Source organism: Paraburkholderia sp., from assembly GCF_026225065.1.
Classification (GTDB): Bacteria; Pseudomonadota; Gammaproteobacteria; order Burkholderiales; family Burkholderiaceae; genus Paraburkholderia.
In genome coordinates this window covers 16,079-31,640 of record NZ_JAMFSB010000029.1, presented here as the reverse complement: position 1 = coordinate 31,640, position 15,562 = coordinate 16,079, and the positions used below count along the sequence as shown (strand labels likewise).

The following is a 15,562-nucleotide window of genomic DNA, read 5'->3' as shown; positions in this document are numbered from 1 at the left end:
ATCAACGGCATATAGCCGAGCGCATGGCAGGCGGCTTCGACGCCCTGCAGCACCTCGACCGAATACGGATTGGTGAGGTCTGCGATCAACATGCCGATCAGGCGGTTGCGGCCGCGCTTCAAACCGCGCGCCATCTGGTTGGGCTGATAATCGAGCCGCTCGATCGCCGCTTCGATCCGCGCGCGCAACTCCGGCGACAGCACGCTCAGCTCGCCGTTCAGATAGCGCGAGATGCTGGTCTTGCCGGTGCCCGCTTCGCGGGCTACGTCGCTGATGGTGGCGCGGCGCGGTGCGATGGTGTGCGGGCTGCTCAAAGCGTGCTCACTTGCGCAGGACGTCGCGATTCACGACGTTGCGCGTCAGCGTCCCGTCGAGCGCGGCGACGAGGTTCTCGGCGGCGTTTAGCGCCATGGCGTGACGCGTCTCGTGGGTCGCCGAACCGATGTGCGGCAGCGCCACCAGGTTGGGCGTCGTGAGCAGCGGCGAATTCGCGGGGAGTGGCTCGGTCTCGAACACGTCGAGTCCGGCGCCGTGGATCGTGCCGGCCTGCAACGCCTCGATCAGCGCGGCTTCGTCGACGGTCGCTCCGCGCGAGGCGTTGATGAGGATCGCACTCTTCTTCATCGCGCGCAGTTCGGCCGCACCGATCAGATGTTGCGTCTGCGGAGTGAGCGGCACCTGCAGACAGACGAAATCGGAACTCGCCAGCAGCTCGGCCAGTTCGACACGGCGCGCGCCGTAAGCCTCTTCGGCTTGCGGGTTCGGGTTGCGGTTGGTGTACAGCACCGGCATGTTGAAGCCGAGCGCCGCGCGGCGCGCGACGGCGCCGCCGATCCGTCCCAAGCCCACGATGCCGAGCGTCTTGCCCTGCACCTCGACGCCATATTGCGCGGGCCCGACGCCCGTCTGCCATTGGCCAGCCTTCACCCAATCGGCGAGTTCGACGACCCGGCGAGCGGTCGCGAGAATCAGCGAGAACACCGTGTCGGCGGTCGATTCAGTCAGCACATCCGGCGTATGCGCGAGCACAATGCCGCGTTGCGTGAGATCGGCGACATCGAACGCGTCGAAACCCACCGAGATGGTCGACAGCGCCTTGAGCCTGGTCGCGCCTTCGAGCATGGCCGGGGTGATTTTCACGCTCGCGCCAATCGCGCCGTCCGCGTCCTTGAGCGCCGCGACGAACGCATCATGCTGCGCGCCGTCGACCTGCTCGACCTCGACATGTTTGCGCAGATACGCGAGTACATCGTCGGGCAACGGCTTGTAGGCAATGATCTTCTTCATCAGCTTATTTTCCTTGCAATGGATTAGCGACGAGCTTGCGAGAGGCAGACGGTTGTGGCTTCACTATCAACGTCAAAATGGTTGCGGCGACGAGCGCCGCACTCATGAATGCATACGATGCTGCGGGCGTGCCGGTCACACCGTTCAGATAACCGACCACGTACGAGCCGATAAACGATCCTAGCGCACCCATGCCGTTGATCAACGCCATCGCACCGCCGGCGACATTCTTTGGCAACAGTTCCGGCACGATCGCGAAGAACGGTCCGTACGGCGCATACATGGCGGCGCCTGCGACGACCAGCAAAGCATACGAGATCCAGAAATGCGTCGAGCCGATCGCGTACGAAGCCGCGAAAGCCACCGCGCCGGTCAGCAGAAACGGCCAGACGAACGGCTTGCGACGATCCAGTTTATCCGATGCCCACGACGCAGCGAGCATCGCGATGGTCGCCGCGAGATACGGGAGCGCAGTCAGCCAGCCGGTTTCCACCATGCCGAGCGTGGAACCGTTCTTCAGAATGGACGGCAGCCACAGCACGAAGCCGTACACGCCGATGCTCCAGCAGAAATACTGCGTGGACAGTTTGATCACCGCGGACGAGCGGAACGCCTCGCCGTAGTTGCGCACCGGTCTGATCGCGGCCTGTTCGGCGCGCAGGGTTTCTGCGAGCTCGTCCTTTTGCTGCTGCGTGAGCCACGACACCTGAGCCGGCTTGTCCTCGACGATGAACCACCAGCAGACAGCCCAGATGATGGCCGGCGCGCCTTCCGCGATGAACATCGGGCGCCAGCCGAACGAATGCACCAGATAGCCGGACACGACCGACATCCACAGCACCGTCACCGGATTGCCAAGAATCAGGAAGGTATTGGCACGCGAGCGCTCGCGTTTGGTGAACCAGTTGCTGATAAAAATCAGCATGGCCGGCATGACCGCCGCTTCAACCACGCCGAGCAGGAAGCGGATCGCCATCAGCGAAGGGATATTGCTGACGATCCCGGTCAAGGCTGCGCAAGCGCCCCACAGGATCAGGCTCCAGAACACCAGCTTTTTGACGCTGCGGCGTTCGGCGTAGATGGCACCGGGGACCTGGAAGAAGAAGTAGCCGAGGAAAAACAGCGCGCCGATCAGCGATGCCAGGCCCTTGCTGATGCCGAGATCCTGATTGATCCCGGCGGCGGACGCGAAGCCGAAATTCGCGCGGTCGAGATAGGCAAGGCTGTAGGTGATGAAGACGATCGGCATGATCGTCCACCAGCGGCGAATCGCAAGCGATGAGCTCATGGATGTCTCCCGTCCCATGCAACATGGTTGCAACCTTAACCCGTTTGGATGGATGTGCCGTGCGCGTGAGCCAGCGTCTCCAGGCATCTTGTTGTTGTGCGCTACATGTCGGAAAGCTTGTACACGTTCCAGATCAAAGCCAGTAAAGCAAATCGCGCAATTCAGACGTTGTCCAACAAGGCGGCGCCCGGCATCGCCGCATCCGTCTGTTCGAGCAGGTCCAGCTCAGCGCGGGTCGGCAGGCCCTCCGAATCGCCGATCACCTGAATCGCCAGCGCCCCAATCCGGTTGCCGCGCGCCACGGCTTCCGGCAACGGCCGCCCTTCGAGCAACGCGCTGATTACGCCGACCGCAAATCCATCACCCGCGCCGACTGTGTCGATCACCTTGGCAACCGGTTGCGCCTCAACCACGCCGGCCTCGTCCGCCGTGCGGAAATACGCCCCCTGCGCGCCGAGCTTGACGATGACGCCACGCGCGCCCCGCTCCAGATAGAAGCGCGCGATCTCTTCAGGCCGGGAGTAGCCAGTGAGAATCTCACCTTCGCCGATACCGGGCAGCACCCAGTCAGCAAGCTCAGCCAGCTCGTTCAAACCCTCGACCATCGCCGCACGCGACGCCCAGAGCGTCGGCCGCAGGTTCGGATCGAACGAGATCGTCTTGCCTGCGGCACGCATTTCTCGCGCCAGCAACAACGCCAGTTCGCGTGACGATTCGGAGATGGCTGGCGCAACGCCCGTCAGATGAAGATGGCGCGCCGGCAGTACGTAGAACGGAGCATAGTCGTCCGGCGACAGATGGCTCGCCGCGGAGCCTTTGCGGAAGTATTCGATCGCCGGGTCGGTGCCGTCGTCGCTTTTCGACTTGAGTTGAAAGCCGGTGGAATAGCGCTCATCCGTGACGACGCGTTGCTGGTCGATGCCTTCGCGGTGCAGCGTGTCGCGCACGTACTGACCGAACGAATCGTTGCCGACCCGGCTCATCCAGCCCACCTTGAAGCCGAGTCGCGCGAGACCGATCGCTACGTTCAGGTCGGCCCCTGCGATCCGTTTGGTGAATTGGCCCACTCCGGCGAGCGGACCCGTTTCGGCAGCGACGAAGAGCGCCATGGCTTCGCCGTAGGTGATGACATCAAGCGTCGGATTCATGCGGTTTCCTAAGAAAGCGGGGACGCTGCGATGGCTATTGCAACTATCGCAAGATCATCGGAATTACCCTGCTTTGCCCCGATTTCCTGGAAATGGAACCGGTTCCATTAAATTATACAGAAAAAGCATCTGTCGGCGCATATTCAGTCCGCGTCGTCCGCAGTCAACGCCAGAAAACGCTCGACCACCCGCGACGGCGCGCTCGCATGGGGAATCAGAATGGAAAAATGCCGTGTCAGCGGTTCCGGGCTAAGCGAGAAAAGGCACAGCGCACCGCCCTCGTGACGCATCGACATCGCCGAGACGAAGCCGATCCCCATGCCCGCGCGCACCGCCTCCTTCACGCCCTCGACACCGGCGATCTCCAGCGCGACGCGCATCGGCACCCCGGCGCGTGCAAACGCCCGCTCGACGATCTGCCGCACGCCGGAGCCGGCCTCGCGCAGCACAAGCGGATGCGCGCCCAGCGCCGCTAACTCTATTTGACCGGCCGCGGCGCCCGTGCCTCCGGCAACGCCCGCAGTGGCAGTGGCCGTTGCGTCTCCCACGCCTGCAGCCAGCGCAAGCGGATGCGTCCGCGGCATGATCGCCACAATCTCATCCTGCCGCCACGAATGCACCGCGGTGTCGGGCGGCAAATCGGCGCCCACCGGCCCTTCGACCATCGCGATGTCGAGCGCGGCCAGCGCACCCACGATCTCAGCCGTATTGCCGTCCGTGGTATGCAGCGTCACGTCCGGATAGCGCCGGTGAAACGCCGCGATCAGATACGGCAGCAGATAGCTGGCCGGCGTGGTGCTCGCGCCGACCCGCAGCGTGCCGCTCTCCATGCCGCGCAATGCGTCGCGATAGGCATGCGCCTGCCGCCAGGTGTCGCGCAGACGTGTCGCATAACTGGCGAGCTGCTCGCCGGCCGGCGTCAGGCGCACGCCACGGCCGTCGCGCTGATAGAGCGGTTCGCCGAACTCATCCTGCAATTGACGCAGTTGCCCCGACACCGCCGGCTGCGACAGATGCAATGCCACTGCGGCCCGGCTGATGTTGCGGTGCTCGGCGACGGCGGCGAAAGTTATAAGCTGATCGGGGGTCATGGCTCGTAAATATCAGTCCAGCAGATAGTTTACGTCATAAATGACGATTTTTCATATCGATATATTCAAATTAGGATTAGATCGTCCAAGCCAAACGCCCCGAAGGCGAAAATCATGTCTACCGCTCATATTCAGGCCGCTCCCGGCCAGGCGATCTCTACCACCCGCGGGCAGCTCAACGGCATCCTGTTCGTCGCCCTGTTCGCCGCTGCCGTGACGCGGCTCGCCGCGCTGCCCGCCATCGCCGGACTGGGCCTGAGCCCGCTGATCGTCGGTATCGTCGCGGGCGCGCTGTACGGCAACACCATGCGCGACGGCATGCCGGCGAACTGGGCGGCCGGCGTCAACTTCTCGGCGCGCAAACTGTTGCGCATCGCCGTCGCCTTCTTCGGCCTGCGCGTGAGCCTGCAGGAAATCGCCCAGGTGGGTTTGCCGGGACTGGCAGAATCGGTGCTGATCGTGGTGAGCACGCTCGTCATTGGCACGTGGGCCGGCATGAAGCTGATGAAGCTCGACCGCGACACGGCCTTGCTCACCGCCGCCGGCAGTGCCATCTGCGGCGCGGCCGCCGTGCTGGCCTTCGAATCGACGCTGCAGTCGAAGCCGCACAAGAGCGCCATGGCAGTCGGCAGCGTGGTGCTGTTCGGCACCCTGTCGATGTTCCTCTACCCGATCCTGTTCAAGGCCGGCTGGCTGCATCTGGATACGGTCGGCGCGGGGCTGTTCTTCGGCGGCACGATTCACGAGGTGGCGCAGGTGGTGGGCGCGGCCAGTAACGTCAGCCCCGAGGCCACGCATATCGCCACCATCGTCAAGATGACGCGCGTGATGCTGCTGGTGCCGGTGCTGCTCGCGATCGGCATGTGGATCAACCGTCCGGGCAGCGCTAGCGCTGCCGGTGCGCAGTCCGGCGCCCAGCACGCCCCACGCAAGCTGGCGATCCCCTGGTTCGCGCTCGGCTTCCTCGGCTTCGTGGTGCTGAACTCGCTGCATGTGTTGCCAGAAGCGGCCACTCAGACGGTCAACACGCTCGATACCTTCGCGCTGACCATGGCAATGACCGCTCTCGGCATCGAAACCCGCATCTCGCAGATCCGCGAGGCCGGTCCACGAGCGCTGACGACCGGACTGATCCTGTATGTATGGTTGATCGTCGGAGGCCTCGGCATTACCTGGACTGTACAGCGCCTGTTCGGCTGATGCTGTTGGCCAAGCCGCTCATACCTTGCAACCAGCCCCGCCGCGTGCGGGGCTTTGCGCATTTCTGCGCACAACGCGGCGCGCTCACACGGCATACTGACTGCTTGAACAGCCGAATGAGGATCGATCGATGAGCTATGAACTCTACTATTGGGATGGCTTGCAGGGTCGCGGGGAATTCGTGCGGCTCGCGCTGGAGGAAGCACGCGCTGAGTACATCGAAGTCGCGCGCGGCGACGAAGGCGAGGGGCTCGGCACGGCCAAAATGCTGGAGGTGATGAGTAGCAAGCGCGAGGCGCATCCGCCGTTCGCGCCGCCGTTCCTGAAAGACGGCAATCTGCTGATCTCGCAGACCGCGAACATCCTGTTTTACCTCGGTCCGAAGCTCGGTCTGGCGCCTGCCGACGAAGGTCTGCGCTACGTCGCAAACGGCCTGCAACTGACAGTCGCCGATGTGGTGACCGAAGTCCACGACACCCATCATCCGCTCGCGAGCGGCCTCTACTACGAAGACCAGAAAGACGCGGCCAAAACCCGCGCCGACGATTTCATCGACAACCGGATTCCCAAGTTCATGCACTACTTCGAGCGCGTGATCCTGCAAAACACGCAGAGCGATGCGCATCTGGTGGGCAACAGGCTGACCTACGTCGATCTGTCGATGTTCCAGCTGATCGACGGTTTGCACTATGCGTTCCCGCGTGCCATGAAGCGGTTCGGCGTGCACTATCCGTTGCTCGCCGGGCTGCACGACGCGGTGGCCGCGCGTCCGAACATCGCTGCCTATCTCGCTTCCGAACGGCGTCTGGCCTACAACAAATCGGGCATCTTCCGACACTACCCGGAACTCGACAAGGCTGCCCGGTGAAAATTCCGACGGGCCTGAGGATGCATGACGCAAGGCCGCGTAAGCGCGCGTTGCGCCCAGCCAAAACCATCCTCCCGAACGTCTCCCACGACCGCCGCGCAGTGCTATTCTTGCGCGCGGTTTCCCCCCTTTCTCCACTTACCCTGCTGCCGTCGTGCTTTCATTCCTGCTGAGGCTGCGCACTCGCGCGCAACACATGTTCCGGCTGTCGGATGCCCATACGATGCTGGTCTGGTCGGTGGTGGTCGGCGTCGCGGGCGCGTTTGCGACGATCGCCTTTCGCGAGGCGATTTCGCTGCTGCAACTGGGCTTTGTCGGGCACTCAGGCAGCTTCGTCCAGATGGCGCGCAGCCTGCCGTTGGCCTTGCGCATCTTGCTGCCTGCCGCGGGCGGTCTCATCGCCGGCTTCCTGCTGTTGATCGCGCGGCGCCACGCCGACAAGAACGTGCACACCGACTACATGGAAGCCGTCGCGATCGGCGACGGTATCGTGCCGGTGCGACTGAGCTTCTGGCGCAGCGTGTCGTCGCTGTTCACCATCTCGAGCGGCGGCTCGATCGGCCGTGAGGGTCCGATGGTGCAACTGGCGGCGCTCAGTGCATCGCTGATCGGCCGCTGGGTGCATTTCGACCCGCCGCGCCTGCGCCTGCTGGTGGCGTGCGGCGCGGCAGCGGGCATCACGTCCGCGTATAGCGCGCCGATTGCCGGCGCCTTCTTCGTGACCGAGATCGTGCTCGGCTCGATGGCGATGGAAAGCTTCGGCCCCGTCGTGGTCGCGGCCGTGGTCGCCAACATCACGATGCGCGAGTTCACCAGCTACCGGCCTCCTTACGAGATGCCGGCGTTTCCGCCGGTGGCAGGTCTCGAAGTCCTGCTGTTCGTCGCGCTAGGCGTGTTGTGCGGTGCCGCGGCGCCGCAGTTTCTGCGCATGCTCGATGTCTCCAAGGCAGGCTTTCGCAAATTGCCCTTGCCGCTGCCTGTGAGGCTGGCGTTGGGCGGCCTGATCGTCGGCATTCTGTCGGTGTGGTCGCCCGAGGTTTGGGGCAATGGGTATAGCGTCGTCAACTCGATCCTTCATTCGCCATGGACCTGGACCGCGCTCGTCTTCGTGCTGGTGTTCAAGCTAATCGCCACCGCCGCCACCGCCGGCTCGGGTGCGGTAGGCGGGGTGTTTACGCCGACGCTCTTCGTGGGCGCGGTGGTCGGTTCGCTGTTCGGCCTCGGCATGCATGCGCTGTGGCCGCACGGCACCTCGGCGCCCTATGCGTACACGATGGTCGGCATGGGCGCGTTCCTCGCGGGCGCCACGCAGGCACCGTTGATGGCAATCCTGATGATCTTCGAAATGACGCTCAGCTATCAGGTCGTGTTGCCGCTGATGCTGTCGTGCGTGGTCGCCTATTTCGTGGCGCGCGCGATCGGCAAGACCTCGATGTATGAGATCACGCTGGTGCGCAACCGCGAAGAACAGGAACGGGTGCGGCTACGTGCCACCCAGATGCGCGAGCTGATCCGCCCTGCCGAGACGGTGGTGACGCCGGCTGCAACCGTCCAGGAAATGACGCGGGTATTCCTGGAATATCCCGTGAAGTATCTTTATGTCGCCGATGAAGCCGGCGCGTTCCTCGGCGTTGTAGCGCTGAAGGACATTACGTCTGACCTGCTGGAAAAGCGCGATACCTCGACCAAAAGCGCTTCAGACTATCTGCAGACGCAATTCGACGTGCTTACGCCCGATATGCCGCTCGGCGTCGCCCTGCAGCACTTCATGGCCTTCCAGGGCGAGCGGCTACCGGTGATCGAGAGCCTCGCGCATCCGAAGCTGGCCGGGGTGGTCTACAAAACCTCGCTCCTCGACGCCTATTTCCGCATGAATCCCACGCGCTGAGCGGTTGCAAAGCCCGTTGCGAACCGCTGCCGGTTGAGCGTCCCGCCCTACCGACCCGCTGCCAGCTGTCCGCCCCACCCTGCCTTGACGCCGCATGGCAAAGCGCGGCATACGCTCTACAATAAAACCAGTAGCACGCCGCCTTGCGCGGCGCGGTTGAAACGCCGCGACGGATGCCCTCGGGCTTCGCGCGACTTCGACCCGGAGCCAGCATGAACGATCCCTCCATCGATGCGGTGCGCCGCGATCAGGCCGGCTGGATCTTCTTGCACATCGAAGGCGAGCCGTACGACCGCGGCGAGCAGCACGGCCAGTTGCTCGCCACCGAAATCCGCAACGCGATCGGCACCGCGCGCTACCTCGCGAAATGGGATACCGGCGAAGAGTTCGACACCTTCGTCAACGCGGCTGCCGCCCAGTTCACCCACAAACTCGACACCGAATTCACCGACGAAATCCAGGGCATCGCCGACGGCGCCAAGCTGCCGTTCCCCGAGGTTCTCGCGTGGAACGGCTACATGGACCTGCTGCAAAGCTGGTGGCCAAGCCACGTGGCGGCCCGGCAACCACGTCTTGGCGCCAAACCATGGCGCGGCAGGCGCGGCCACCATTGCAGCGCCTTCATCGCAACCGGCAACGCCACGCGCGACGGACGCATCGTGATGGCGCACAACTCATGGGATCGCTACGCCGCCGGCGACGCCTTCAACGTCATCTTCGACATCGTGCCGGAGTCTGGCCATCGCATCCTGATGCAAGGCCTGCCCGGTTGCATCTCGAGCCTCACCGATTTCTGGATCAGCGCCGCCGGACTGATGGTGACCGAAACCACCATCTCCGACTTCGTCGGCTATAACCCGGCCGGCGCGCCGGAGTTCTACCGCTCGCGGCGCGCTACGCAGTATGCGAACAATATCGGCGAGTGGTGCGAAATGTTCGCCGTGGCCAATAACGGCGGCTATGCGAATAGCTGGCTGCTCGGGGATGTCAAAACGGGGGAGATCGCCCGCTATGAACTGGGGCTGCACTACTCCGGTTTCGAAAGCACGCGGGACGGTTTCTATAGCGGCTACAACACCGCGACCGATCTGAAGATCCGCAATCAGGAGTGCGTCGGCGAAGGCGAGGATTACACGGACGTGCGCAAGAACGGCGCGCGGCGGCTGCGCTTCATGCAATTGGAGGAATTGCATCACGGCAAGATCGATGTCGAACTGGCCCGGCAAATGATTGCCGACCATCACGACGTGTATCTAAACCGGCCTGACAACCCGTGTTCGCGCACCATCTGCGGGCACCTGGAACTGGACGACGCGCGCTTCGGTGGCTCCGAGCTGGGGCCGTTCAACCCCTGGGGCGCCAACGATGGCAAGGTAGCGGACAGCGAGATGGCCCGCGACATGGCCTTCGAGGCGCGCTGGGGCCACCCCTGCGGCCAGCCATTCGATGCACAGGCGTTCATGAAACGCCATCCGCAGTGGAACTGGCTCAATGGCTATATGCAGGACCGGCCGTCCTGGCCATGGACGCGTTTTGACGTACTGCGTTAGCCGTCCTTCTGCACGGGCCGCTGCTCGGCGCAAGATTGGGTTTTCTGCCATGATCTGAGGCGGACGGCCCCTTTTCGCGGTGTTGCGCGGTCTCGCACGGTTTTTATGCGGCGGTTGCAAGATTTGCCGTCTAAGATGGAAGGAGTGCGACGCGCCGTGGGCGCGGCCCGCACGCGGCGCTCGCCATTCCTGCCGCCGCGGGAATGGCACAGCGCTTGCTGCAGTCTCTGCGCTGCATGTGCAAAGGAGGTCGGGCGATGAAAACCTCGACACTGATGGTCATGGTGACGCTGTCGGCTTCGTGCTTTGCAGCGCCGGTTCATACGGCGCTCGACAGCACGGCTGGGTCCGCCGTCGAACGCGCCAATGCTGCGCCGGTCGCACCGGCGGCGCCGAATGTCGGCGTCACGGACGCGAACCGTCCTCAGCAGTGGGAACACATCGCGCTGCCGAAATCGCGGCGCCTGGACCGCGGCCTCACGGGCCAGGATCAGCATCTGCAAACATAACCTGTAACAAGGAGCGTGCGCATGTCCGGCTCGGCTATTCCTGGCGAATCGATCGATCTGCAGATCGCAGACGTTCTGCGTGAAGCAAAGTTTCCGGTCAACAAGGACGGACTCGTCGACCTTGCACGTGAAGCCGGCGCCAGCAACGAATTGCTGTCGATGCTGGACGGCTTGCCGGAGCAGGACTACCCGGACATCGCCTCCATCACCCCGCTGCTCGGCGGCAATTTCGGGCCCGGACTCGGTTCTTAAGCGTATGAGCTTGCCACCGAAGACGCGCTGCGCGGACGGCGCCGACTGGATCGAGCGCGCGCCTTCGGCCGGCGGCATCGAGCGCATCGAAGCGTTCTTCCATGACGCCGCCTACGGCCTGCACCGCCACGACACCTATGCGATTGGACGCACGCTCGCCGGCGTGCAGAGCTTCCATTACCGCCATGGCACGTGCAACAGCGTGCCCGGCGTCACAATCGTGCTGCATCCCGACGAAGCACACGACGGCCAGGCCGGCACCGACGAAGGCTTTCACTACCGGATGGTCTATGTCGAACCGGCGCTCTTTCAACAGGCGCTTGGCGGGAAGCCGCTGCCGTTCATCGAAGGCGGACTGTCGGGCGATCCGCGCCTGTTCGCCGCTACCGAGGGGCTATTGCAGACCATCGACCGCGCCCTCGATCCACTCGAGCAGGAAGACGCCATCTACGACCTCGCCATGGCGCTCGACGCTGCCTCCGGCGCCACGCAGACAACACGCATTGCCGACTACCGGGCGGCGGAACAGGCTCGCCAGTACCTGCACGAGTCGCTCGCGCGAGCCGTCACGCTAGACGAACTCGCCGCCGCGAGCGGCAAGGACAAATGGAGCCTGTCGCGCGACTTCCGCGCCCTGTTCGGCACCAGCCCGCACCGTTATCTGACGATGCGCCGCCTCGACCTGGTACGTCAGCTCGCCAGCCAGGGCCGGCCGCTGGCGGATGCCTCCGCTGCCGCCGGCTTCGCCGATCAAAGCCATATGACGCGGCACTTCACCAAAACGTGGGGCGTGCCGCCGTCGCGCTGGTTGAATATGGTGAATCGCCACGCACATTCGTACAAGACGTTGTGAGCCGAAGGTCGTACGCTCGCCTGTGTTTCTTTAGACCCACAGGAATAAACGATGTCAAACACACCGGCCCCGGCCAGCACGGCCCTCCATGCCCCCTACCGCGCGATCAACTTCACCGAAAAACTCGCTCTCATTCACGACCAATGGCAACAGCGCGTCGTGGCGGAGATGAACGACTACCAGTTCAAGGTGGTAAAAATCGAAGGCGATTTCGTCTGGCATGAGCACGCCGAGACGGACGAGACCTTTATCGTGCTCGACGGACACTTGCGAATCGATTTCCGCGACGGTGCGGTGCATCTTTCAGCCGGCGAGATGTTTGTCGTGCCGCGCGGCAAGGAACACAAGCCGCATGCCGAGAAGGAAGTGCAGATGCTGGTGATCGAACCGCGCGGTGTCAGGAACACCGGCGGCGAAGAGAGTGAGCGGACCGCGAAGAATGACGTGTGGATTTGAGGCCATGCGCAGCAACCCGGTGAGTGTCAGGCAGACGCCGCAGCCACTGCGGCTGGCTTGTGGACGTAGTAAATGTCCCACTCGTCCTCACCGGTTTTGACGAAACCGTGGCGCTGATAGAAACGATTCGAGTCGCTGTCGCGCAGCGCGTTTAGTCTGACCGGCAAACGCCGCGCGTCGGAATCGGCCAGCACGGCTTCGAGCACGGCAGCGCCCAAGCCCTTGCCCTGGTAAGCAGGCACGATGTACAGATGAGCAAGTTGCAGATGATCGGGCTCCGGCCTGACCAGCACAAAGCCGGCCTTGACACCGTCCACGAAAATGAAGCGGCACTGCGCGGGCTCGAACGACGCCAGAAACCGTTCACGGGAACGAACTGGATCGAAGCGGCCGATGCGCTCGAGACTTTCCCGCATCGCTTCGATGCGGATTTGCACCAGCGTTTCGACGTCGTCACTGGTTGTACTGGCAAAGGCAACGTTCAACTCGTCATGCTCCCCGGATAGCGTGTGCGGACTCACTGCGGATTGATCAGGAGCGGTTGTCCGCGCCCGATTGATCCGCAGTATCGCCTGATTTCCGCCCCACGCTCAAGGGCGCCGAATCGCGACTTTGTACCTCCGCTGATACCGCACCGCGCCTGTGCAATCTGGAATGCGGCGAGCAACACATACGCCGCAGGCGCTTCGCCCACCTGGTGCCTGTGTTTATGGTTTATGCTCAGTTCAAACCGGCCGCAGTAGCCTGGTCGGTCATGCGAGCCGACCGGGCGGCCTTGCGCGGGGCCGGCGCGGCAGCCGCTTTACCACGCTGCAAGGACGCGACCTCATCGATGTCATCGAACTCCGGCGCGTTCGCTTCCATGTCCGTCACCGTACGCTGCATCACCTGCGCCGGACGCGGTGCCGGCTCCTGCAGGGCCGCAGGGTCGCCCGGCAACCCCGTCGACATGTGGCTGAAATGTTCGACCAGATGATCGATAAAGGTCCGCACCTTGGCTGGCAGATGGTGACGGCTCGGATACGCAATTGTCACCTCGACCTGCGGCAGGCGATAACCGGCGAGCAGACGCACCAGACGGCCGCGTTCGAGATCGCGGCCGATCAGGTAACTCGGCAGGATGGCAATGCCCATGCCGAGCAGTGCGAACTGACGCAGCATTTCCGTGTTGTTCGCGACGATCGCGTTGGTTGGGCGCATCCGCACTTCGCCCTTGCCGTCGATGCTCGTGAAAACACGCTCGTCGCCGCCGTATTCGGACGGCAGCGACAGGCTCGGATGATCCTGCAACTGCTCGGGGCGGGTCGGCGTGCCGTGTTTGCGCAAATAGTCCGGTGTCGCGCACACCGTCATATGACCGGTGGTGAGACGCCGCGTAACGATGCTCGCGCTACGCATCTGGCGGGCGATCAGCACACCCACGTCGAAACCTTCTTCGACCAGATCGACATGGCGATCCACCAGCGTGACATCGGGAATGACGTTCGGATAGCGCTCGGCGTACGACTGTAATACCGGCGCGAAGTTATGCAGGCCGAACACCACCGGCGCCACGATGCGCAAGGTGCCAACCGGTTCATGATTGCGCGCCACCACCATCTGCTCGACGCCTTCGAGGTCGTCGAGAATCGGACGAACGCGCTCGAGATAGACCCGGCCCGACTCGGTCAGCGACTGGCTGCGCGTCGTGCGGTTGAGCAGGCGGGTGCCGAGACGTTCTTCCAGGTCGGCTACGTGACGGGTCACGACGGCGGTGGAAATGCCCATCGTGCTGGCAGTACGGGCGAAGCTGCCGAGTTCAGCCACTTTGACGAAAACTCGCATCGACTGCAAATGATTCATGGGGCCACTCCTGCCGCGGTTAAAGCCAAGCCAACGAACACCAACGCGGCGTAAAAACGGAGCGTCGGCGACTGCGCAAGCCAATGACTACCAGCGGGTGACATCGCACCTCGACGGCGGACTTTGTGCGTGGTTTCCCACGCCGCCAGTCGCTCGCACCAAGGCTTGCCCTACGGGTTTGATTGTATCGACCGCTCATGGCCCAACCCTGTCGTGAAGATGACAAAACGGTCAGGTTAATGATGCGCAGGAAATTAAACGGAGTTGCGCGCTGTTCGGGGCGCAAAGGCAGCATCGTCTGAAGATAACGGCGCACGAGAAAATACGTGCCAGCAAGAGCTGTTTGGCGTGTACCAGACTAGGTGAAAACCCTAACATGAGGTATCATTGCAGGCGAAAAGGAAGATATCGCCATGCCATACCGTTTCCAGATTTTTGAAAAGATCGCGTTTTCGTTGGTCGTGTTGTCCGCAGTCGCCTGCTCTGCCTTCATCGCCTACGAAACGAATCCCGACATCCGCCAGGTCCTGCATGCGGGTAAAACCGCGCTGCAATGGAGCGGCGAGTATTCGTTCGTCTGCGCGTCGCCCGTGACCGACGCCTGCGCGAACTTCCCGGTGGACTGACCCGCTCAGTCCTTACACGTCGCGCCCGAATACGACGCGCGCAAAGAATCCCGCCAATACCGCCTCGGCTGCATCCGCAGAAACGTTCTGCGGATCGATCGTGCTCAGGAACTGCACGCCCTCGCACAGCCCCATCAAGCCTATCGCCAACGTTTCCGCCGGAAGCAGCAACGGCGTGCCCGCGCGCGCCGAAAATGCGCGAATGTATTCGCTCATATGCTCGCGCTTCTCGTGCATGAACGCATTGAATTTCGCCCGGAAGCGGCTATCGCGCGCGGCCACGAGCTTGGCCTCCATCCATAGCAGGAAGCATTTGTCGTCGTGCGGCAGATTGCTGTAGTACGCCAGCACCTGCGCCTCCATCGTTTCGCGGGTCGCCCCGTCTTCGAAGATGCTCTCCAGCGCCGCGTGCATCTCCTCATGGTCGCGCCTGAGCAGTTCAAGGAACAGCTCAGGCTTGCTGCTGAAGTTCGAATAGAACGCTCCGCGCGTATAGCCGGCCGCCTCCGCGATGTCTTCGACACTCGTGGCGACGAACCCTTTCTTCATAAAAATAGCTTGCGCGGCATCGAGCAGCCGCAGGCGCGTCTGGTCTTTGCTCTGTTCGCGTGTGAGGCGTTGGCGTTTCATGCTGAATAGTTTATCACCGGAAAGAATTCACATACGGCTTCACATTCAGATACAGGTATGTATTAGAATGCAGT

17 protein-coding genes are annotated in these 15,562 nt (G+C 63.0%); 9 read left to right on the top strand and 8 right to left on the bottom strand.

Annotated elements, in window-relative coordinates; genetic code table 11:
- The 5 genes from M0954_RS02195 to M0954_RS02175 form a co-directional block, all read right to left on the bottom strand.
- A partial coding sequence (locus tag M0954_RS02195) for a LacI family DNA-binding transcriptional regulator (protein ID WP_297351390.1) occupies positions 1 to 314 on the bottom strand: 314 nt, incomplete at its 3' end.
- Positions 315 to 321: 7 nt separating this feature from the next.
- Positions 322 to 1,287: a D-glycerate dehydrogenase gene (locus M0954_RS02190; protein WP_297351388.1), complete on the bottom strand. Its 966-nt coding sequence runs from the start codon at positions 1,285 to 1,287 to the stop codon at positions 322 to 324.
- Positions 1,288 to 1,291: 4 nt separating this feature from the next.
- Positions 1,292 to 2,575, bottom strand: coding sequence for an MFS transporter (locus M0954_RS02185; RefSeq protein WP_123387674.1), 1,284 nt, complete (start codon positions 2,573 to 2,575; stop codon positions 1,292 to 1,294).
- A gap of 161 nt (positions 2,576 to 2,736) precedes the next feature.
- A complete protein-coding gene (locus M0954_RS02180) occupies positions 2,737 to 3,723 on the bottom strand; it encodes a sugar kinase (RefSeq protein WP_297351386.1) in 987 nt (328 codons plus the stop codon).
- 143 nt (positions 3,724 to 3,866) lie between these two features.
- On the bottom strand, positions 3,867 to 4,814 hold the full coding sequence (locus M0954_RS02175) for a LysR family transcriptional regulator (RefSeq protein WP_122155013.1): 948 nt from the start codon (positions 4,812 to 4,814) through the stop codon (positions 3,867 to 3,869).
- A 114-nt stretch (positions 4,815 to 4,928) separates the two neighbouring features.
- Here M0954_RS02175 and M0954_RS02170 point away from each other — a divergent pair, with 114 nt between their 5' ends.
- The 8 genes from M0954_RS02170 (at position 4,929) to M0954_RS02135 (ending at position 12,390) form a co-directional block, all read left to right on the top strand.
- On the top strand, positions 4,929 to 6,014 hold the full coding sequence (locus M0954_RS02170) for a YeiH family protein (protein WP_297351384.1): 1,086 nt from the start codon (positions 4,929 to 4,931) through the stop codon (positions 6,012 to 6,014).
- A 130-nt stretch (positions 6,015 to 6,144) separates the two neighbouring features.
- A complete protein-coding gene (locus M0954_RS02165) occupies positions 6,145 to 6,882 on the top strand; it encodes a glutathione S-transferase (protein ID WP_122155015.1) in 738 nt (245 codons plus the stop codon).
- A gap of 154 nt (positions 6,883 to 7,036) precedes the next feature.
- Positions 7,037 to 8,770 carry a ClcB-like voltage-gated chloride channel protein gene (locus tag M0954_RS02160; RefSeq protein ID WP_122155016.1) on the top strand — a complete coding sequence of 578 codons (1,734 nt, stop codon included), beginning with the start codon at positions 7,037 to 7,039 and terminating at the stop codon, positions 8,768 to 8,770.
- A 212-nt stretch (positions 8,771 to 8,982) separates the two neighbouring features.
- Positions 8,983 to 10,320: a C45 family peptidase gene (locus tag M0954_RS02155; protein WP_297351383.1), complete on the top strand. Its 1,338-nt coding sequence runs from the start codon at positions 8,983 to 8,985 to the stop codon at positions 10,318 to 10,320.
- Between the two features lie 257 nt (positions 10,321 to 10,577).
- Complete coding sequence (locus M0954_RS02150) at positions 10,578 to 10,829, top strand: hypothetical protein (RefSeq protein WP_123387679.1); 252 nt, start codon at positions 10,578 to 10,580, stop codon at positions 10,827 to 10,829.
- A gap of 21 nt (positions 10,830 to 10,850) precedes the next feature.
- Positions 10,851 to 11,081: a DUF2795 domain-containing protein gene (locus M0954_RS02145; protein WP_122155019.1), complete on the top strand. Its 231-nt coding sequence runs from the start codon at positions 10,851 to 10,853 to the stop codon at positions 11,079 to 11,081.
- Between the two features lie 4 nt (positions 11,082 to 11,085).
- Positions 11,086 to 11,934 (top strand): AraC family transcriptional regulator, encoded by an 849-nt coding sequence (locus tag M0954_RS02140; protein WP_297351381.1) that lies wholly within the window; start codon positions 11,086 to 11,088, stop codon positions 11,932 to 11,934.
- 51 nt (positions 11,935 to 11,985) lie between these two features.
- Positions 11,986 to 12,390 carry a cupin domain-containing protein gene (locus M0954_RS02135; protein ID WP_297351379.1) on the top strand — a complete coding sequence of 135 codons (405 nt, stop codon included), beginning with the start codon at positions 11,986 to 11,988 and terminating at the stop codon, positions 12,388 to 12,390.
- A 26-nt stretch (positions 12,391 to 12,416) separates the two neighbouring features.
- On the opposite strand, the gene M0954_RS02130 is transcribed toward M0954_RS02135, so the two are convergent.
- Both M0954_RS02130 and M0954_RS02125 read right to left on the bottom strand, forming a co-directional pair.
- Positions 12,417 to 12,875 carry a GNAT family N-acetyltransferase gene (locus M0954_RS02130; RefSeq protein WP_297351377.1) on the bottom strand — a complete coding sequence of 153 codons (459 nt, stop codon included), beginning with the start codon at positions 12,873 to 12,875 and terminating at the stop codon, positions 12,417 to 12,419.
- Positions 12,876 to 13,110: 235 nt separating this feature from the next.
- Complete coding sequence (locus M0954_RS02125; RefSeq protein WP_297351375.1) at positions 13,111 to 14,232, bottom strand: LysR family transcriptional regulator; 1,122 nt, start codon at positions 14,230 to 14,232, stop codon at positions 13,111 to 13,113.
- Positions 14,233 to 14,645: 413 nt separating this feature from the next.
- Here M0954_RS02125 and M0954_RS02120 point away from each other — a divergent pair, with 413 nt between their 5' ends.
- Entirely contained in the window at positions 14,646 to 14,858 is a 213-nt protein-coding gene (locus M0954_RS02120) for a hypothetical protein (RefSeq protein WP_297351373.1), read from the top strand.
- A gap of 12 nt (positions 14,859 to 14,870) precedes the next feature.
- Here M0954_RS02120 and M0954_RS02115 read toward each other — a convergent pair whose 3' ends face one another.
- Positions 14,871 to 15,488, bottom strand: coding sequence for a TetR/AcrR family transcriptional regulator (locus M0954_RS02115; protein ID WP_122155024.1), 618 nt, complete (start codon positions 15,486 to 15,488; stop codon positions 14,871 to 14,873).
- Positions 15,489 to 15,562 lie beyond the last annotated feature (74 nt).